Annotated in this window: 15 protein-coding genes; 14 read left to right on the plus strand and 1 reads right to left on the minus strand. The window is 60.7% G+C overall.

The annotated features are described in order from the left end of the window. Window positions 1-209 precede the first annotated feature (209 nt). The 8 genes from QZ511_RS08920 to QZ511_RS08955 all read left to right on the plus strand — a co-directional run bounded on the left by QZ511_RS08920 (window position 210) and on the right by QZ511_RS08955 (window position 12162). Window positions 210-3023, plus strand: coding sequence for a molybdopterin cofactor-binding domain-containing protein (locus QZ511_RS08920; protein ID WP_295801787.1), 2814 nt, complete (start codon window positions 210-212; stop codon window positions 3021-3023). Window positions 3024-3036: 13 nt separating this feature from the next. Continuing rightward, on the plus strand, window positions 3037-3582 hold the full coding sequence (locus QZ511_RS08925) for a (2Fe-2S)-binding protein (protein WP_295801789.1): 546 nt from the start codon (window positions 3037-3039) through the stop codon (window positions 3580-3582). After that, complete coding sequence (locus tag QZ511_RS08930; protein ID WP_295801791.1) at window positions 3583-4806, plus strand: cytochrome c; 1224 nt, start codon at window positions 3583-3585, stop codon at window positions 4804-4806. Next, complete coding sequence (locus QZ511_RS08935) at window positions 4803-5588, plus strand: outer membrane protein OmpK (protein WP_295801794.1); 786 nt, start codon at window positions 4803-4805, stop codon at window positions 5586-5588. Before QZ511_RS08930 ends, QZ511_RS08935 begins: the two co-directional genes overlap by 4 nt. Before the next feature lie 642 nt (window positions 5589-6230). Continuing rightward, entirely contained in the window at window positions 6231-7772 is a 1542-nt protein-coding gene (locus tag QZ511_RS08940; RefSeq protein WP_295801796.1) for a Re/Si-specific NAD(P)(+) transhydrogenase subunit alpha, read from the plus strand. A 12-nt stretch (window positions 7773-7784) separates the two neighbouring features. Next, window positions 7785-9182, plus strand: a complete 1398-nt coding sequence (gene pntB / locus QZ511_RS08945; protein WP_295801797.1) for a Re/Si-specific NAD(P)(+) transhydrogenase subunit beta — start codon at window positions 7785-7787, stop codon at window positions 9180-9182. 155 nt (window positions 9183-9337) lie between these two features. Then, window positions 9338-11317 (plus strand): hypothetical protein, encoded by a 1980-nt coding sequence (locus QZ511_RS08950; RefSeq protein ID WP_295801799.1) that lies wholly within the window; start codon window positions 9338-9340, stop codon window positions 11315-11317. A gap of 71 nt (window positions 11318-11388) precedes the next feature. Continuing rightward, window positions 11389-12162, plus strand: a complete 774-nt coding sequence (locus tag QZ511_RS08955; protein ID WP_295801801.1) for a rhamnogalacturonan acetylesterase — start codon at window positions 11389-11391, stop codon at window positions 12160-12162. An 80-nt stretch (window positions 12163-12242) separates the two neighbouring features. On the opposite strand, the gene QZ511_RS08960 is transcribed toward QZ511_RS08955, so the two are convergent. Beyond that, window positions 12243-12551, minus strand: a complete 309-nt coding sequence (locus QZ511_RS08960) for a YhbY family RNA-binding protein (protein ID WP_295801803.1) — start codon at window positions 12549-12551, stop codon at window positions 12243-12245. Between the two features lie 146 nt (window positions 12552-12697). Between QZ511_RS08960 and rlmE the strand changes: the two genes are divergently transcribed. The 6 genes from rlmE to secG all read left to right on the plus strand — a co-directional run bounded on the left by rlmE (window position 12698) and on the right by secG (window position 19210). Continuing rightward, complete coding sequence (gene rlmE, locus QZ511_RS08965; protein WP_295801806.1) at window positions 12698-13318, plus strand: 23S rRNA (uridine(2552)-2'-O)-methyltransferase RlmE; 621 nt, start codon at window positions 12698-12700, stop codon at window positions 13316-13318. Between the two features lie 211 nt (window positions 13319-13529). Further along, on the plus strand, window positions 13530-15446 hold the full coding sequence (gene ftsH / locus QZ511_RS08970; RefSeq protein WP_295801816.1) for an ATP-dependent zinc metalloprotease FtsH: 1917 nt from the start codon (window positions 13530-13532) through the stop codon (window positions 15444-15446). A 116-nt stretch (window positions 15447-15562) separates the two neighbouring features. Beyond that, complete coding sequence (gene folP / locus QZ511_RS08975) at window positions 15563-16405, plus strand: dihydropteroate synthase (protein ID WP_295801808.1); 843 nt, start codon at window positions 15563-15565, stop codon at window positions 16403-16405. A gap of 77 nt (window positions 16406-16482) precedes the next feature. Further along, on the plus strand, window positions 16483-17829 hold the full coding sequence (gene glmM / locus QZ511_RS08980) for a phosphoglucosamine mutase (protein WP_295801809.1): 1347 nt from the start codon (window positions 16483-16485) through the stop codon (window positions 17827-17829). 127 nt (window positions 17830-17956) lie between these two features. Next, window positions 17957-18700, plus strand: a complete 744-nt coding sequence (tpiA, locus tag QZ511_RS08985; RefSeq protein WP_295801811.1) for a triose-phosphate isomerase — start codon at window positions 17957-17959, stop codon at window positions 18698-18700. Between the two features lie 60 nt (window positions 18701-18760). Further along, a complete protein-coding gene (gene secG / locus QZ511_RS08990) occupies window positions 18761-19210 on the plus strand; it encodes a preprotein translocase subunit SecG (RefSeq protein WP_295801814.1) in 450 nt (149 codons plus the stop codon). Window positions 19211-19313: the final 103 nt, after the last annotated feature.

Consider the following 19313-nt stretch of genomic DNA (forward strand, 5'->3'; position numbering starts at 1 on the left):
GGCAGCGACCCCGCTTTGCCCGCAGAAGGGGGGGATCTGTGCCGCTGGTGTGGCACATCGCGGGATCACGGGCTATTAGTTTGTGACCTATGGGGGCAGCGGGTGTTAGTGAAAGGCACCAGAAATTTGAAGTCGGACCTCCCTGTAAAACAATAATGATAATTTTTTACCTGTTGGCTACGTAGCAGCGACATAAATCCAGGAACAGTATGGAAGGATTCCACGCCGACCGGCGCAACTTCATCAAGCTCTGCACCGTCGCCGGTATCACCGTATTCGCTGCGCCGGCGCTGTGGCAGATGGGAAGCGCCCGGCAAGCTCAAATCGCGAGCGACAACCTGAATTGGCGGGGTGCCGGTCCTGCCCCCGCTTTCCGCTCAGATGGCATATCCAAAGTTACCGGCCAGAAGATATTTGGCCGGGACTTCCGCGCCCGCGACATGCCCGGCTGGAAGCAGCAACAGCACTACGCTTTTGTGCTGCGCTGCAACCGGGTGGGGCGAAGTTTCAATGGATTCGATTGGGGTCAGCTTCCCGCCGAAGCCCAGCCCTACGTAAAAATCACCGCAAGAACGCTGGCAGAGAAACAGTTGAAGTTGCCCCCCTTCTACGGTGAGGCAATGCTGCTGCCCGAGGGGGATTCACCGCAGTACTACGGTCACGCGGTGGCCATGCTGCTGTTTGATGACTTCGAGAAATACGCTGCGGCCAAACAGGCACTCCAATTTAACCAGCAAGTGATCCGTTACGGTGACCAGACGCCCCCAATAGAGCGAGACCCTTACGCAAGCTGGCGGATCATCCGGGTTGAGGGGCCGCAAGGGCCGGAGGGTGAAGACCTCTATTCTCCATTACAGGACGGTCTGTTCTTCCCGAGCTACCAGGACCACAAGGCACAGTGGCCGAGGGTTGCCAATCAGACGGGCAGCGTCAGCGAACGGGGTATTTACTACGCACAGCAGATTCGCAGTCAAACCGAGAGCGAGGCCGGTTCCGGCAACTGGCACCTGGTACGTGGCGAGTACAAGACGCAGATCGTCGATCCAATGATGATGGAGCCGGAGACCGCCAATGTCTGGTTCGACAGTGATCAGCGAACGCTACATGTGGTGATCACCTGCCAATCGCCACAGGATTTCCAGGAGTTCGCCGCACATGTGATTGCCGAAAGTGCGTTCGCCGGAAAGATAAAAAACATCGTGGTGCACTCTTCGGTCATTGGTGGGGGTTTTGGCGGCAAAGACCACTCTATTTTCCCCTATTACGGCCTGGTCGCCGGGTTGTTCGGTTCTGCCCCCGTCCGCCTTGCCAATAATCGCTTCGAGCAATTCCAGTCTGGACTGAAACGCCATCCTTTTCATATGCGCAATACCCTGGCAATCGATAAGGAAACGGGAAAATTCCAATCCCTGATTGCCGAAATGCAGGCGGATGGTGGAGGGCGACAAAATTTCAGTCCGTCCATTGCCATGGTCGGCGCCAGCGCAATCCAGAGTATCTACTACCTGCCGCGCAACGATATTTCCGCGGTCGCAAACCACTCGATGAATATGGATTCCGGCTCCATGCGCGGCTACGGCACGCTGCAGACCATGACGGCGATGGAGATGATGGTAAACCAGGCCGCGGAAGAGCTTGGGATTGATCCCATCGAGTTGCGTCTTCGCAACGCCTCCCAGACCGGGTGGCGCAATACCCAGGGGGCCATCCCGAAGGTGGGCGTACGCTATCGTGAACTGTTGGAGCGCGCGAGAAATCACCCCATGTGGCGGGAGCGAGGCGAGCGCAAAAAAGCCTTTGAGCGAGAGCATCCCGGATTTCTGTTTGGCACCGGCTATGCCATCGCGACCAAGGATTACGGTACCGGGGCGGCGGCTCCAAGCGCTGCGATCCAGTTCGATAGCGCAGGCCGGCTGTCCATGGCCGTTGAATATATGGAAATGGGCACCGGAATCAGCACCTCCCAGTCCCTGCTGTTGGAAACCGTACTCGGGCGGGCAGCGGATCACTGCGTGGTGGGGGAGGTTGACGCCTGGCACGCGCTGCAGCAATTCCAGACCGAAAGCCCTTACACCATGAGCCAGCAGCATCAGGACCAGCAATCTGGCGATCCCCTGTGGACGCCGGTGACGGCGATGGCGAGCGCGGCGTCGATGTCTTCCTACTTCCAGAGCCACGCGACACAGCAGGCGGCAGAAATACTGTTGCAGCAGGGCCTGCTGCCCGCCGCGCGTCGCCTGTGGAAAAAGGAAGACCTGGATGGCGCGCAAGTGCAATGGCGTGACGGCAAGCTTCATCACGCAGACCTACCGCCCCTCGCCCTGACGGAACTGGCTGCGGAGGCCCATCGCAATGGCGGCGTCACCGGCGCGATGGTGCACAGCTTTAACCGCTGGGAGTGGGCCGAGGCAGACTTCGAACTGGACGGCCAAAAACAGGCCTGGAGTATCGACGGCCTTGCGTTGCGCCGTGGAGGAACTGCCGAGAAGGTGAGCGCCGACGAGTACCAGGTAGAGAAACGCACGGCGGTGCGCTATCCGGAAGCTGCACTGAACAATGCGATGGTCACCTACTATGCGCCGACCGCGGCGCTGGTGGAAGTGGCTGTGAACGCGGGCACTGGTGAAGTTCGCATCCACGGATTGCAAAACTATATGGATTGCGGTCGCACCATCGTGCGTCAGTTAGTAGAAGGACAGATAGAAGGTGGCGTGGCCATGGGGATCGGCCACGCGCTCTACGAAGTCCTGCCGCCGCTTGCACAGGGCGCAGGCAACGGTACCTGGAATCTGAATCGCTACCAGGTGCCCCTGGCGAAGCATGTGCCGGTGTGGAATCAACAGCACGACATCCTGCCGCCGGCCTCGGAGAAAGATCCGCACAAGGGAATCGCCGAAGTGGTGATGATTCCCATCGTTGCCGCTCTCGCCGAAGCGGTTTACCAAGCCACGGGGCAGCGTTTTAACGAGCTGCCCATTACGCCGGAAAAACTGCACCGCGCGCTCAATCCCCAGGTACTGTGAGGAGGTGGACCAGATGGCGAAGATTCCGGTTTCAATGATTGTGAATGGTGAGAAGGTCGGTCCGCTTGAGGTGGCGGAATATACCTCCATGCTGGACTTCCTGCATGAATACCTGAACCTGACGGGCACCAAGCTCGGCTGCGGTATCGGAGTCTGTCACGCCTGCACCATCGTGGTCGAGGGCGAGGATGGCGCGCTGGAGCCGGTACGCAGCTGTATCAACAACGTGGGCCGGTTTAACGGTAAAGTCGTCACCACCGTCGAAGGGCAGGCAGAGCTCGACGCCGCAGGCGAGGTCGTGGCGCTGTCGCCTGTGCAGCAGGCGTTTCTGCGCAACTTTTCATTTCAGTGTGGCTGGTGTACTGCGGGCTTTGTCAATGGGGCCACGGCACTGATCGATCGCCTCAAGCGAGACCCGGCGCCGGCGGACAAAGTCGAGGAGGTTATCGGCGAAGCCCTGGGTGAACATATCTGTCGCTGTACCGGCTATGTGCGCTACTTCCGGGCCGTGAGGGAGGTGATCGAATCCACTCCCGGGCTACTGAAGGAGGCGGAATAAATGGGTAAATGTATCGTCGTTCTTCTTTTCTTGCTGCTGGGCGGCAATGTTGCCGCACAGTCAACGGTGGAAAAAGGGCGTTACCTGGCCGCCGCAGGTGACTGCGTCGCCTGCCACACGGCGACCAATGGCCGCCCATTTATTGGTGGCAGGCCCTTCCATACGCCATTTGGCACCCTCTATTCCACCAACATCACTCCGGATAAGGAAACCGGAATCGGCAACTACACCCTGGAGGATTTTGCTGCAGCCATGCGTCGCGGTGAAGGTGCGCACGGGAATCTCTATCCGGCCATGCCCTATACCTCGTACTACCTGATCGCCGACGAGGATATCGCGTCCCTGTATACCTACTTTATGCGGTTGCCAGCGGTCGAGCATGTGGTGCCAAACAATGACCTGTTTTTTCCGGCCAATCTCAGGTTTGGTCTGAGTTTCTGGGACTGGGCGTTCTTTGATAAGGCGCCCCTGGTCCAGCCTGAAGGCAAGAGCCCGGAATGGCAGCGTGGCAACTATCTGGTCAATGCGCTGGGCCATTGCGGCGAATGTCACACACCGCGTAATTTCGCCTTTGCCATGAAGCGGGATGAAAAATTTGCCGGCAATATTCTCGAGGGATGGGACGCGGTGGATATTCGGGCCGAGTCGCTTCGCCGTCAGGGGTGGGACAGAGCACAGCTGCGGTTGTTGTTCACCACTGGCGCTAGTGAACGCGGTACCGCCTTTGGGGAAATGTTCAGTGTGGTGAAACACAGCCTGAGCCGTCTCTCCGACGATGACATCAACGCGATCATTACCTACCTGCTCGATGGCGACGACAACGTGGCTGTTAACGGGGGAGACTCCCAACTCGCCGCGCAACAGTATGCTCAGGGGCGCGCGGACTTTGTCGCCTACTGCGCCGGCTGTCACGGCCGGGAGGGCAGCGGGGTGACACCAGTCTTCGCGCCGCCAATGGATCGCAATGCCGGCGTCCGGGCAGAAAGCCCCTTCAACATGATTGCCGTCATACTGCGCGGGCTGCCCGCTCAGCGTATGAATCGTACCAACGCCCGGGCGGGTATGCCCGGGTTCCATCGTGAACTGGATGACGCCCGTGTGGCCGGCCTGGTGAATTTCATGCGTAGCGCGTGGGGTGGCGCGGAAACGCCGGTGACGCAGGAAAAAGTGGCAGAGATTCGCCATCAGCTGCGGAAAGATGATTATCTGGGTGTGGTGGAATGACAACTATCGGCCGTTTCTGGGGACTGTCATCGATATTCGCCCTGGCCGTAGTTTACCTGATGCCTGCTCAGGCTGCGGAATGGTCCGCCACTGAAGCCCAGTTGCAATACGGCCGACTGGACAACCCCTTCGGCGGTGGCAGCGCCGATACCACCATCCTTACCCTGCAGCATGCAAGTGGCTGGAAGTACGGGGACAACTTTTTCTTTGTCGATTTTATCAACGATGGCGTGCGCGATGGTTTCAACGATACCGATGTCTATGCCGAGTGGTATCCGAATTTCAGTCTGGGGAAAATTACACACTGCGATTTGAGTTTCGGGCCGGTGAAGGATTTTGGCCTGTTGGCTGGATTCAATTACTCCGCCGACGCCAACGTGGAAAAGTTTTTACCGGGGGTTCGGGTCGCCTGGAAGCTTCCCGGTGACGCCTTCCTGAATACAGATATTACCGGCTTCCAGGATATCGGCTATGGCGATGGTGCACCGAAAGAAGGTGACAGCTATATGGTCGACTTCAACGGTGCATTTCCCTTCAGTATCGGCGACCAGGATTTCAGTATCGAGGGGCACATCGAATACATTCACAACCGCACCAGTGAATTTGGTGATGTGAAGGGCTGGGTCCTGGCACAACCCCAGTTCCGCTGGGACATGGGCAAGGCACTGTTCAGTAGTCCCAAGCAAATTTTCATTGGTATCGAATACCAGTACTGGCGCAACAAGCTGGGAAACGAAATCGATGAAAGCGCCGTGCAGGCGTTGCTGGTGTGGCGTTTCTGAGTCGAGGTCCAAAGAGAGCCGGAGCGTCAGGGGGGAGAAAAGGCCTATTTCCGCGAAATACCTGAATGGCATGTGCGCAGGGTTGGGTGGGCCCGTGCGTGGTAATGTGCGCCAAAAAAGGTAACGGTTGAAACCAAAAAGTGGTTTTAGCCGTTACCTATTCCGTTGCCGAATTCTTTGTATATCAAACGGTTATTTCACGGTTAAACGATTTGGAATAGCTGGGTAAATATTCCTTTATATGTATTCCGATAATATTGCTGCCGATATGTGTGTGAAGCAATTAATCGCCAAAAACTCTGGTGTTTGCATCAATAATTCCCCAAACCTGTTTCTTGTGTAACATTATTGATGGTTTTTTTAGCTTTTTTTGGAATTCTTAATAAAATTCATCAAAACGAGTAATAAGAAACGACTATTTCCGTTGCCCGCGGTATTTCCCTTTAATGCATCCACCTACCGAAATGTATTTGGTCGTCCCCGAAAAAAATCCTTTTTTCGGGGTGCTCGAATTCGCGCTGAATTCGGGATTAAATAACAGCGGTACCGACTGGCTTCGAAAATCGGAGCGCTATGGAGCCTCGTGTTTTCCAGGGGTTCCCCATAACAACGACAATGATTTTTTGAACGGGAGCACAAACGGTGATTATTGCCATACCAAAGGAGACTGCGCCGGGCGAAGCGCGGGTGGCGGCAACGCCAGCCAGCGTGAAGCGATTGCAGGCGCTGGGTTTTGATGTTGCGGTTGAAAGGGGTGCCGGGGAAGCAGCAAATTTCCCCGACGCGGAATACGAACAGGCCGGCGCGAAAATTTGCGACAGCGCAAAAGACTGCCTGAGCGATACCGGCATCGTCCTCAAGGTTCAGGCCCCAGATGATGGCGAGCTGGATCTGGTTCCCAGCGGCGCCACCCTGGTGGCCTTCCTGAAGCCCGCCCAGAGCGGCGAGCTGCTGCAGAAATTTGCCGACCGCAATATCAATGCGCTGGCAGTGGAATCCATCCCGCGCATTTCCCGCGCGCAGAAAATGGATGCGCTGAGCTCCATGGCCAATATTGCCGGCTACCGCGCGGTGATCGAGGCAGCGCACAACTTCGGCCGCTTCTTTACCGGGCAGATTACCGCCGCCGGCAAGATCCCCCCGGCCAAGGTGCTGGTGATCGGCGCCGGTGTTGCCGGCCTGTCCGCCATCGGTACCGCCAAGAGCATGGGCGCCATCGTGCGCGCCTTTGACACCCGCGCGGAAGTGCGCGAACAGGTGGAATCCATGGGCGCCGAATTCCTCACGGTAGAAATTGAGGAAGAGGGCTCCGGTGGCGGCGGTTACGCCAAGCAGATGTCCAAGGAATTCATCGATGCGGAAATGGCCCTGTTCCGCGAGCAGGCCAAGGAAGTGGACATTGTCATCACCACCGCCCTGATCCCCGGCAAGCCGGCGCCCAAGCTGTGGCTGGCGGACATGGTGGATACCATGGCGGAAGGTTCCGTGGTGGTGGACCTGGCGGCGGAAATGGGCGGCAACTGTGACTACACCGTGGCCGACGAGCGGGTAGTGAAAAGCGGCGTGACCATTCTCGGTTACACCAACCTGCCGAGCCGCGCTGCAACCCAGTCCTCGACCCTGTACGCCACCAACCTGTGCCACCTGTTGACGGACCTGACTCCGGAAAAGGACGGCCAGATCGATATCAACTTCGACGACGAGGCGATCCGCGGTGCCACCGTGGTGAAGGAAGGCGAGATCACCTGGCCGCCCCCCGCGCCGAAAATTTCCGCCGCGCCGCCGCAGAAAAAGCCGGAGCCGCAGATTGAGGTGGAGCCGGCACCGGAGAAGAAAACCACTCCGCTGCAGTATGTGGCGTTCTGGTCGGTGGCCGGTGCGCTATTGCTGGCGCTGGGCAAATCCGCGCCGGCAGATTTCGTCGCCCACTTTACCGTGTTCGTGCTGTCGATCTTTATCGGCTGGCAGGTGATCTGGAATGTATCCCACTCGCTGCACACGCCGCTGATGAGTGTGACCAATGCCATTTCCGGCATCGTCATCCTCGGCGCGCTGTTGCAGGTGGGCGCCACCGGCTCCTTCCTGGTGACCCTGCTCGCATTCGTGGCGGTACTGTTTGCCAGTATCAATATCTTCGGTGGTTTCTTCGTAACCCACCGCATGCTGAAAATGTTCCGTCGTTAAGGAGAAACAGACATGAACAGTGTAATTTCCATGGCGTATCTGTTCTCCGCGGTGATGTTCATCCTGAGCCTCGGCGGACTTTCCAGCCACGAAACCGCGCGCCGCGGTAACGCCTACGGCATCGTCGGCATGGCGGTGGCGATCATTGCCACCATCGCCGGTATCGCCAGCGGCGCCTACCTGCTGGTGGGCATCGCCATGGCGGTGGGGGCGGTGGTCGGCCTGCACCTGGCGCGTAAGGTCGAAATGACCGCGATGCCGCAGCTGGTGGCCCTGCTGCACAGCTTTGTGGGCCTCGCCGCGGTACTGATCGGCTGGGGCGGCTACCTGGATCCGCGGGTAAATCTCGAGGGGGCGGCGCATATCGTGCACAACTCCGAGATCTATATCGGTGTATTTATCGGCGCCATCACCCTTACCGGTTCCATCGTCGCCTTCGGCAAGCTGCAGGGGCTGATCTCCGGTAAACCGCTGATGCTGCCGGCGCGCCACTGGCTGAACCTGATCGCGATCCTCGCGTGCGTGGTGCTGGGTGCGCAGTTCATCCCCGCCGAGGTGGGTTCCGCAACCATCATCAACCTGCTGGTGATGACCTCCATCGCGCTGCTGCTGGGTATTCACCTGATCGCGGCGATCGGCGGTGCGGACATGCCGGTGGTGATCTCCATGCTGAACAGCTACTCCGGCTGGGCGGCGGCGGCCACCGGTTTCATGCTCAGCAACGACCTGCTGATCGTCACCGGCGCCCTGGTAGGTTCCTCCGGTGCCATCCTCAGCTACATCATGTGTCGCGGCATGAACCGCTCGTTCGTCAGCGTGATCCTGGGCGGCTTCGGTTCCGACGGCGGTGAAGTGGCCGCAGACGGCGAAGTGGAAGGGGAGGCGGTTGCCACCACCTACGACGAGCTGGCGGACGACCTGAAGAATGCCGGCAGCATCGTCATCGTGCCCGGCTTCGGTATGGCGGTGGCTCACGCCCAGCAAGCGGTGAGCGACCTGACCGACAAGCTGCGCAAGGCCGGCAAGACCGTGCGCTTCGGCATCCACCCGGTGGCGGGTCGCCTGCCCGGGCACATGAACGTACTGCTGGCGGAGGCCAATGTGCCCTACGACATCGTGCTGGAGATGGAAGAGATCAACGAGGACTTCCCGGAGACCGACCTGGTACTGGTGATCGGCGCCAACGACACAGTCAACCCGGATGCGGTGGAAAAGCCCGGATCCCCCATCGCCGGCATGCCGGTGCTGGAAGTGTGGAAGGCGGGCAAAGTGGTGGTGCTGAAGCGCTCCATGGCCTCCGGCTACGCCGGTGTCGCCAACCCGCTGTTCTACAAGGAGAACTCGCGGATGCTGTTCGGCGATGCCAAAGACAGCCTGCAGACGGTGCTGGGCAAGCTGACCCCGGCCTGACCGGGAAGGGCCTACATACCCAAACAAAACGGGCGGCCAACAGGCCGCCCGTTTTGTTTGAGGAGATTGGTCTTGCAAGTTTACATCGGTGGTCGCCCAATTCTGGCGCCGGTGTTAACCTTCACGCTGGGTAAACAACATAACAATATCTGATCATGGCAAATCCATCTCGCGGCCTGTCCCGCAGCACCATCAAGACCTCCCTGCTGGCACTTTCCCTCGGGCTTCTGACCGCCTGTGGCGGCGGCGGTGGCGGTTCCGGCTCTTCCGATCCGGTCGACATTGTCGATCCGCTGCCCCCGTCCGGGGACGGGCCCATGACCCTCAGCGGTGATACCTCGGCAATGGCCGGGGATTCCGTCGGTATCGTCGCCAGTTTCAGCGAGCAGGGTTACCAGCGCTTTGCCTGGGAACAGTTGTCCGGGCCCAGCGTGGAGCTTCCGGGGAACGGCACTGCCGGGGTCAGCTTCGATGTGCCCTCCAGTGGCAATTACAGTTTCCGCCTGACCGCCACCGATGGCGAAGGCAATACCCTGTCGGATACCTTTGACCTCTCCGTTGCCAGCAACAGTGTCTCCACCCAGGTGCAGTTTCGCGCCGACCGCGCGGTGAGCGAGGGGGCTGAGTTTTCCCTGCGACTGAACGCCACCAAATACGTGGGCACCGTGAACGGCTGGCACTTCAGCCAGTTGAGCGGCCCGGCGGCGACCCTGGAGGAAGATGACTCCGGCCAGCCGGTGGTATTCGTGACCGCGCCGGATGTAGACGGCGACACCGTGCTCACCTTCGAAGCGACACTGGAGACTACCGCCGGTAACTTCTCCGATATCGCCTACGTGGTGGTGCAGGACCGCGCGCAGGTCACCAGCGAGTACTTCTGTGACGGGGACGGGGAGTACTGTGCCACCGACAGCCCGCTGAACAATATGTACAGCTATCGCGCCGACAGCCCCTACCGGGATGACCTGGCGGATTGCGTGTTCTCCAACCAGCTGGACGACAACAACCTGTGTACCCTCGGCCGCCTGCCAGTGATCGGCATGCGCAGCAGTGCGCCCAGCGTCGACCTGATCATGCAGCACGTACTGGTATCCCACGACTGGATGGGCGAGCGCTTCGAGACCTTCCTCAACAATCTCGATCCCCACAGCGATTTTGCCAACCTGCTGCGCGCCACCACCGCGGTGGTGATCTCCAGCGATATCCGCCCGTCGTTTTACTGGTCCCTTACCGGTGCCATCTACCTGGACCCGGACAGCCTGTGGCTGACCGCAGAGGAGCGGGACGTGATCAACGAGCAGCCGGATTACCGCGCCGGCTTCGGCTCCGCACTGAATTTTGTCACCCCCTGGCGCTATGTGAAGAACAACAATTACGTGTTCGACAGTTACGCGGTTTCCCAGCGCTACGGTCGTTCGCTGCAGGACCTCGAGGCGGACCTGGGATCCCTGCTGTACCACGAACTGGCCCACGCCAACGATGTGATGCCGCAGAGCAAGCTGAACAGTGGCCTCGACAGCAGCGATATCTTCTTCAACCAGGCGCACAGCGGCGCGGCGGTGAATGAATCCGTAAGCACCATCAACCCCCTGCAGTCTGCGGAACTGTTCGCGCTGGCGGACGTGCGCTATCGCGGCATGGAAGCCACCGCGGTGCAGCGCGCCTATACCCCGGAAGATATTGCGGGTTTCTTCTTCCCGGACAGCGCCAGCGACTTCTATGCCTATTCCACGGACTACGAAGACCTGGCGATGCTGTTTGAGGAAACCATGATGAGCCTGCGCTACGGCATTCAGCGGGACGTTGCGGTAACCAACAAACCGGCAAACCCCACTTCCGCAGACGATTACATTGTCAGCCAGGGACAGCGCAACCGCATTGGCAGCTCGTTGCTGCGCCCGCGCGCCAGCTCTGCGGTGCAGGGCCTGCTGCCGGAAGCCTGGGCTGAGGCGGATGCCCACCTGCAGCAGCTGAACCCCATGCTGATGTGCGCGGGCGAGGGCTGGGGGCAGAACCTCAACCCGGCCTGTGAAGGCAATTCCGGCCTGCTGCGGTTTGCCGCGCCGCTGCCGAGCAAGGCGATCCCGATGCCGAACGAGAAGCCCCGTCACCAGCACCCGCCCATGTGGTATTGATGGGGCATTGGTGACGGCAACAGACAACAAAACCACAACCGTAAACCGACGAGAAAAGGACGAGAGAAAGTATGCGTAAACTCGGAAAAATTCTGCTGGCGGGCGCGGCCTGCCTGATGGCACACACAGCGGTAGCCGCAGAGGTCACCAGGGTGTTCATGGCCGGCGACTCTACCATGGCCATCAAGGACGTGAAGGACTACCCGGAAACCGGTTGGGGCGTGCCGTTTGCCTATTTCTTTGACGACAGTGTGCAGGTGGACAACCGCGCCAAAAACGGCCGCAGTACCCGGACCTTTATCGAGGAAGGGCGCTGGAAGGGCATCATGGATGAGCTCAAGGCCGGCGACTTTGTGGTGATCCAGTTCGGTCACAACGACGAATCCGAGAGCAAGAAGGACCGCTACACCACTCCGGAGCAGTACAAGGCCAACCTGTCCCGCTTTATCAACGACGTGCGCGGGGCCGATGCGCACCCGATCCTGATGTCACCGATCACCCGCCGTTACTTCGACGGTGAAAACACCATCGAGCACACCCACCCCTACGCGCCGCTGGTGCGGGAAGTGGCGGCACAGGAGAAAGTGCTGTTTATCGATATGGAGGTGGTCACCCGCGAGTATTTCCAGGCCATGGGCGACCGGGACTCCGCGCTGCGCTTTATGCACATCGCACCGGGGCTGCACCCCAACTACCCGGTGGGGGTGCGCGACAATACCCACCTGAACCAGATGGGCGCGCGGGAAGTGGCGCAGCTGGTACTGGCGGAGCTGAAAAAGCAGGATCACCCGCTGGTGAAACACCTGCGCACGCCGGACCCCAAGCACCTGGCCCTGAAATACTGAGTTTGATCTGTTGTTGAAATGGGGCGGTTGAGGTGGGACAGGGACGGCCGCAATGGGCGGTCGTCCCGCGGACGCTGCCCTCAGCAGGGGCGCAGCAGATTGGACAGTTTGGCGTTGGGCTTCTTGGCATTGCGCAGGATCAGCGCGATCTTGCCAATCTCCTGCACCAGCTCGGCACCGGTGGCGGTGCACATCTCGGCAATCACTTCCTTGCGCACATCGCGGTCCGGAATCGCCATTTTGACCTTGATCAGCTCGTGATCTTCCAGGGCGCGATTCAGCTCTTCCAGCACACCTTCAGACAGACCTTTGTCGCCAATGGTCACAATGGGCTTGAGATTGTGACCGATATTGCGCAAGGCTTTTTTACGGTCGTTGGTTAAAGGCATACAATACTCCATCCTTACAGCAGGAATTCTTAACGGCAGGCTCCGGTGTGCGCCAACAGGCGAGAGTGAACGGGGGCTTGCGAGTGGCACGGCTGATGGCAGCCTGTTTCCTGCCCGATCAACCCTTTGACGATGTATTGTAACTGATGGGCCGATCCAAGAGCAGCCACCGCTGGCTGCGTGAACATTTCAACGACCACTATGTCAAACAGTCCCAGAAAGAGGGCTACCGCTCCCGCGCGTCCTATAAACTGCAGGAACTGCAGGAGAAGGACCGCCTGTTCAAGCCCGGCATGACCGTGGTGGACCTGGGTGCAGCCCCCGGCGGCTGGTCACAGGTGGCGGCAGAACTGGTTGGCCACAAAGGCCGCGTGCTGGCTTCCGACATACTGCCGATGGACGCCCTCGCCGGGGTCGAGTTCGTGCAGGGGGACTTTACCGAGGAGTCCGTATTCGAGGAGCTGCTGGGCAAGCTCGGCGATGAGCGCGCCGACCTTGTGATTTCCGATATGGCCCCCAATATGAGTGGAGTGCGCGCGGTTGATCAGCCGGCCTCCATGTACCTGGTGGAACTGGCGGTGGATATGGCCCGGCATGTGCTGAAACCCGGCGGCGCCTTTGTCGCCAAGGTGTTCCAGGGCGAGGGCTTCGATGAGCTGATCAAGGACCTGCGCGCCAACTACCAGACCGTGGTGACCCGCAAGCCGGGTGCATCCCGCCCGCGCTCCCGCGAAGTCTATGTGGTGGCGCGGGGCTTTAAGGGCTGAAGGCCTATACCCGCGCTAAGGGCTCTCAAATATTTGGGGCCCGACAGCCGCTGTGGTAAAAGGAATCACAGCATACAGACATGACCCGCAGGTTGCGGGTATCCCCCGGCGCCAACTGCGTCCGGGATTTCGACAGTGAGAGCCGCCTATACTGGGTGGAACGGAATTACCTGCACAAGGCAATGGCAAGAGGGCAAACCCTTTGAACGATATGGCAAAGAATCTGGTGTTGTGGCTGATCATCGCTGCGGTGCTGCTGATGGTCTTCCAGAACTTCAAGCCGCAATCCCGGGACGAGTCCATCAGCTATTCCTCCTTTGTGCAGGATGTGCAGTCCGGCCAGGTCAAGAAAGTACTGGTAGACGGCCTGGTGATTACCGGCGAAAAGGCCGATGGCAGCCATTTCAAGACTATCCAGCCACAGATCATCGACGACGAGCTCACCAACGAGATGGTGCGCGGCGGCGTCCAGTTCAACGGCCGTGAGCCCGAATCCCCCAGCATCTGGCAGCAGCTGCTGGTGGCCAGCTTCCCGATCCTGATCATCATCGCCGTGTTCATGTTCTTCATGCGCCAGATGCAGGGCGGCGCCGGCGGCCGCTCCGGCCCCATGGCCTTCGGCAAGAGCAAGGCGCGTCTTTTAGGTGAAGACCAGATCAAGACCACCTTCGCCGACGTGGCGGGTGTGGACGAAGCCAAAGAAGACGTACAGGAGCTGGTGGAGTTCCTGCGCGACCCGTCCAAATTCCAGCGCCTCGGCGGTGCCATCCCCCGCGGCGTACTGATGGCGGGCCCTCCCGGTACCGGTAAGACCCTGCTGGCCAAGGCCATTGCCGGTGAAGCCAAGGTGCCGTTCTTCTCCATTTCCGGTTCCGACTTCGTGGAAATGTTTGTCGGTGTGGGCGCCTCGCGGGTGCGCGACATGTTCGAACAGGCCAAGAAGCAGGCCCCGTGCATCATCTTTATCGACGAGATCGACGCCGTCGGCCGCCACCGCGGCGCCGGTGTGGGCGGCGGTCACGACGAGCGCGAACAGACCCTGAACCAGCTGCTGGTGGAAATGGACGGCTTTGAAGGCAATGAGGGCGTGATCGTCATCGCCGCCACCAACCGCCCGGACGTACTGGATACCGCGCTGCTGCGCCCAGGCCGTTTCGACCGCCAGGTATTCGTCGGTCTGCCGGATATCCGCGGCCGCGAACAGATCCTGAAAGTGCACATGCGCAAGGTCCCGCTGGACGAGCGCGTAGATGCCCAGACCATTGCCCGCGGCACCCCCGGTTTCTCCGGTGCCGACCTGGCCAACCTGGTCAACGAGGCCGCGCTGTTCGCCGCCCGCGCCAACAAGCGCATGGTGACCATGGATGAATTCGAGCGTGCGCGCGACAAGATCATGATGGGCGCCGAGCGCAAGTCCATGGTGATGAACGAGAAGGAAAAGACCAACACCGCGTACCACGAAGCCGGCCACGCCATCATTGGCCGCCTGGTGCCGGAGCACGACCCGGTGCACAAGGTCACCATCATCCCCCGCGGCCGCGCCCTGGGTGTCACCCAGTTCCTGCCGGAAGAGGACAAGTACAGCCTGTCCAAGCGCGCGCTGGAGTCCCAGCTGTGCTCCCTGTTCGGCGGCCGTATCGCGGAAGAGATGACCCTGGGTATCGACGGTGTCACCACCGGTGCTTCCAATGACATCGAGCGCGCTACCGACATCGCCCGCAACATGGTCACCAAATGGGGCCTGTCCGAGAAGCTCGGTCCGCTGCACTACGGTGAAGACGAAAGCGGCCAGCCCGGCCACGGCAACCCGGTATCCGGCAAGACCTCCAACGAGATCGACGAGGAAGTGCGCCGCATCATCGACAGCTGCTACGCCCGCGCGCAGCAGCTGCTGGAAGACAATCGGGATATCCTGGAAGCGATGAAAGACGCGCTGATGGAATACGAGACCCTGGACGCCGAGCAGGTGGACGACCTGATGTCCCGCCGCAAGGTGCGGCCGCCGAAAGACTGGCACGACAACGATTTCGGTGCCAGCGGCGGCAGCGGCTCCACCGGCGAGCCGGAAGACACCGCGCAGCCCAAAGACGGCGACAGCCCGGTGGGCGGCCCCGTCAGCGGTCACTGATCCGACAGCAGGAGCCCGGATACTGATTCCGGGCATCCCTTCCGTAACAGCGGGCCATTGGCCCGCTTTTGCGTGCCGGCTGGCGCACAAATTATCCAATTGGTAGCTCCCTGTTCATGCAACTAGTCTGCGGCAAGCGCACCCTCGATCTCTCCCGCCCCCAGGTCATGGGCATCCTCAATACCACCCCGGACTCCTTTTCCGATGGCGGCAGCTATTACGCCGGCGGCGGGCTGGATCTGGACCTGGCCCTGCGGCGGGCGGAACAGATGTGCCGGGAGGGCGCTACCCTGATTGAGATCGGCGGAGAGTCCACCCGCCCCGGTGCGGCGCCGGTCTCCGAGCAGCAGGAACTCGAGCGCGTGGTGCCGGTGGTGGAAGCCATCGCCCGGCGCCTGGATGTGGTGATCTCGGTGGATAGCAGCACCCCCGCGGTGTTCCGCGAGTCCGCCGCCGCCGGTGCCGGCCTGCTCAACGACGTGCGCGCGCTGAACCGCGCGGGCGCGCTGGAAGCCGCCGCCGCGACCGGACTGCCGGTGTGCGTCATGCATATGCTGGGGGAGCCCGGCACCATGCAGTCCAACCCGGAATACACTGACGTGGTGGCGGAGGTGAAGGACTTCCTGATGCAGCGCCTCGAGGCCTGCATCGCCGCCGGAATCCCGCGGGAAAAGGTCGTATTCGACCCCGGTTTCGGCTTTGGTAAAAATGACGACCACAACCTGGCGCTGCTGCGGCAGTTGCCGGACACCGCGCCGGCAGATATTCCGCTGCTGGTGGGCATGTCGCGCAAATCCATGATCGGGCGCCTGCTGGACCGCCCGGTGGAGTCGCGCCTGCCCGGCAGCCTGGCGCTGGCGATGCTGGCCGCGCAACGGGGCGCCCATATCATCCGCGTGCACGATGTCGCGGCCACGGTGGATGTGCTGCGCATGCAGCAACTGGTGGACTGCACCTAGAATATTGCCCGAGAAAAATAGATGGATCGCGGACCCGGAGTGCCCGGCCGCGCATTGAATCAAGGTAGAAGTATCCGATGACGAGAAAATATTTCGGTACCGACGGTATCCGCGGTCACGTAGGCGAGGGGGTGATCACCCCGGATTTCATGCTGCGCCTGGGCTATGCCGCGGGCAAGGTGCTCGGCGCCAAGGGCCATGCCGGTGGCCACAGCCGCATCCTGATCGGCAAGGACACCCGGGTATCCGGCTATATGTTCGAGGCCGCGCTGCAGGCGGGGCTGATCAACGCCGGTGTGGATGTCGGCCTGCTCGGCCCCATGCCCACCCCGGCCATCGCCTACCTGACGCGGACCTTCCACGCGCAGGCGGGGATCGTCATCAGTGCGTCGCACAATCCCTACCAGGACAACGGCATCAAGTTCTTCAGTGCCGACGGCAGCAAACTGCCGGACCAGGTGGAGCGGGATATCGAAGCCGCCCTCGACCTGCCGATGGAAACCGCCGAAGACCTGGGCAAGGCCTGGCGCATCGACGACGCCGTCGGCCGTTACATCGAGTTCTGCAAGGCGAGTACCCCCTGGCGCTACGACCTGGAAGGGCTGAAGATCGTGCTCGACTGCGCCAACGGCGCCACCTACCACATCGCCCCCAAGGTGTTCCGCGAGCTGGGCGCCGAGGTCCACGCCATCGGCGTGCAGCCGGATGGCCACAATATCAACCTCGATTGCGGTTCCACCAAGCCCCAGCAGCTGCAGAAGGTCGTGGTGGAGAAGGGGGCTGACCTCGGCATTGCCTTTGATGGCGACGGCGACCGGGTGATGTTCGTGGACAAGGACGGCACCCTGATCGACGGCGACCAGCTGCTGTTCCTGATCGCCATCCACCGCCAGCAGTACCTGGGCGGCTGCAATGGCGTGGTCGGCACCCAGATGAGCAACTACGGCTTCGAACTGGCGCTCAGGGACCGCAAGATCCCGTTTGCCCGCGCCAAGGTGGGCGACCGCTACGTGCTGGAACTGATGCATTCCAACGGTTGGACCCTGGGCGGCGAGTCCTCCGGCCACATCGTGTGTACCGATGCCACCACCACCGGAGATGGCATCATCTCTGCACTGCAGGTGCTGCGCGCGGTCAGCGACTTCGGCGAACCCCTGCACCAGCTGAGCCAGCGCATGCAGATGCTGCCCCAGCATATGATCAATGTGCGCCTGGGCAGCCGCGACGGCGTGCTCGAGGATGACCGGGTCACCGCTGCAGTGGCCGAAGCCGAGGCCAAACTGGCGGACAGCGGCCGCGTGCTGCTGCGCCCCTCCGGTACCGAGCCCCTGATCCGGGTCATGGTAGAGGGCAAGGATTCCGCCCTGGTGGAGCAGCTGGCGGGCGATATTGCCCAGGTGGTGGAGCAGGTCGGCAACCGCTGAGCCCGCGGTGCCCGCCCGCGGGCGGCGCACCACTTGGAAGTTATTGATATTCCGATAAATAGTGCGGGTTGCTGGTTGTATGTTGCCGGCAATGTCGCTAAGATTTGCGCCCCTTGGAGGAGCACTGATGCGCACATCCCTGGTAGCAGCCAACTGGAAAATGCACGGCACGCAAGCGTTCGCGCGGCAACTGCTGGCTGATCTGGACAAAGGACTGGCGTCGAGTAACTGCTCCGCACAGGTGCTGATCTGCCCGCCATTCCCCTACCTGTCACTGGTGGGTGAAGCGGTAGGCGGCAACCTGGCACTGGGGGCACAGAACCTCAGCGAACACGCCAGCGGTGCCTACACCGGCGAAGTCTCTGCGGAGATGCTGCTGGATTGCGGGGCCCGCTACGTGATCGTCGGGCACTCCGAGCGCCGCAGCCTGTACGGCGAAAGCAGCCAGCTGGTAGCGGAGAAGTACGCCGCCGCCAAGCAGTCCGGCCTGATCCCGATACTCTGTGTCGGTGAATCACTGGAACAGCGCGAAGCGGGCAAGACACTGGATGTGGTGGCCGAGCAATTGGCCGCAGTGACCGAACTGGCCCTGGCAAATCCATGGCAGGACGCGGTCATCGCCTACGAGCCCGTATGGGCCATCGGCACCGGCAAGACCGCCACGCCGGAGCAGGCGCAGGACGTGCATCGCTTTATCCGCGAGCAGCTGGGTGAAGCCGGAGCCGTGACCCAGATCCTCTACGGAGGCAGTGTCAAGGCAAACAACGCCGTAGAGCTGTTTGCCCAGCCGGATATCGACGGCGCACTGGTGGGTGGTGCTTCCCTGAAGGCGGAAGAATTCGTAAGTATCTGCTGCGCGGCAAACGAATAACGCCAGCGGATCAAACATTTGTAAACGGGCCCAGGCCCAACACAGCAGGTTTCCTGAACAATGGAAAAACTGGTTTTAGTGGTTCACATCCTTACAGCGCTGAGCATCATCGGCCTGATCCTGCTGCAGCAGGGTAAGGGTGCGGAAGCGGGTGCCTCCTTCGGTGCAGGCGCCTCCCAGACCGTATTCGGCAGCCAGGGCAGCGGAAATTTCTTTTCCCGCTTGACAGCAATCATGGCTACCGTATTCTTCGTCACCAGCTTCGGCCTGGCCATCCTCGCCAGCAAAAGCAACGAAGCCAACGTCGGTGCCGACCTGCCGCAGGTTCCGGCAGTCGAAGAGCAGCGCGGTGATATGCCGGCGGTACAGGAAGGCGACATCCCTGAAATTCAGGAAGAAGCCCCGGCCGCAGGCGAACTGCCCTCCGTAGACGAAGCCCCGCAGGCTGAACTTCCGGAAGCCGGCAGCGAAGAGCAGACTGAAGAAAGCACTGAGGAACAGCCTCAGTAAGCCGCAAGGCTTGAATCAAAAACTGCAAAGTTTTTGCCCAGGTGGTGGAATTGGTAGACACGCTATCTTGAGGGGGTAGTGAGCTATGCTCGTGCGGGTTCAA

Origin of the sequence: uncultured Microbulbifer sp., from assembly GCF_913055755.1 — a bacterium.
GTDB lineage: Bacteria > Pseudomonadota > Gammaproteobacteria > Pseudomonadales > Cellvibrionaceae > Microbulbifer.

Excerpts from the sequence above, each read along its gene's own strand:
- QZ511_RS08925 (WP_295801789.1), top strand. The coding sequence starts at position 3,037 with ATGGCGAAGATTCCGGTTTCAATGATTGTGAATGGTGAGAAGGTCGGT.
- QZ511_RS08960 (WP_295801803.1), bottom strand. The coding sequence starts at position 12,551 with ATGCCTTTAACCAACGACCGTAAAAAAGCCTTGCGCAATATCGGTCAC.
- glmM (WP_295801809.1), top strand. The coding sequence starts at position 16,483 with ATGACGAGAAAATATTTCGGTACCGACGGTATCCGCGGTCACGTAGGC.
- QZ511_RS08950 (WP_295801799.1), top strand. The coding sequence starts at position 9,338 with ATGGCAAATCCATCTCGCGGCCTGTCCCGCAGCACCATCAAGACCTCC.
- secG (WP_295801814.1), top strand. The coding sequence starts at position 18,761 with ATGGAAAAACTGGTTTTAGTGGTTCACATCCTTACAGCGCTGAGCATC.
- QZ511_RS08935 (WP_295801794.1), top strand. The coding sequence starts at position 4,803 with ATGACAACTATCGGCCGTTTCTGGGGACTGTCATCGATATTCGCCCTG.
- tpiA (WP_295801811.1), top strand. The coding sequence starts at position 17,957 with ATGCGCACATCCCTGGTAGCAGCCAACTGGAAAATGCACGGCACGCAA.
- ftsH (WP_295801816.1), top strand. The coding sequence starts at position 13,530 with ATGGCAAAGAATCTGGTGTTGTGGCTGATCATCGCTGCGGTGCTGCTG.
- QZ511_RS08930 (WP_295801791.1), top strand. The coding sequence starts at position 3,583 with ATGGGTAAATGTATCGTCGTTCTTCTTTTCTTGCTGCTGGGCGGCAAT.
- QZ511_RS08955 (WP_295801801.1), top strand. The coding sequence starts at position 11,389 with ATGCGTAAACTCGGAAAAATTCTGCTGGCGGGCGCGGCCTGCCTGATG.
- pntB (WP_295801797.1), top strand. The coding sequence starts at position 7,785 with ATGAACAGTGTAATTTCCATGGCGTATCTGTTCTCCGCGGTGATGTTC.
- rlmE (WP_295801806.1), top strand. The coding sequence starts at position 12,698 with ATGGGCCGATCCAAGAGCAGCCACCGCTGGCTGCGTGAACATTTCAAC.
- folP (WP_295801808.1), top strand. The coding sequence starts at position 15,563 with ATGCAACTAGTCTGCGGCAAGCGCACCCTCGATCTCTCCCGCCCCCAG.
- QZ511_RS08920 (WP_295801787.1), top strand. The coding sequence starts at position 210 with ATGGAAGGATTCCACGCCGACCGGCGCAACTTCATCAAGCTCTGCACC.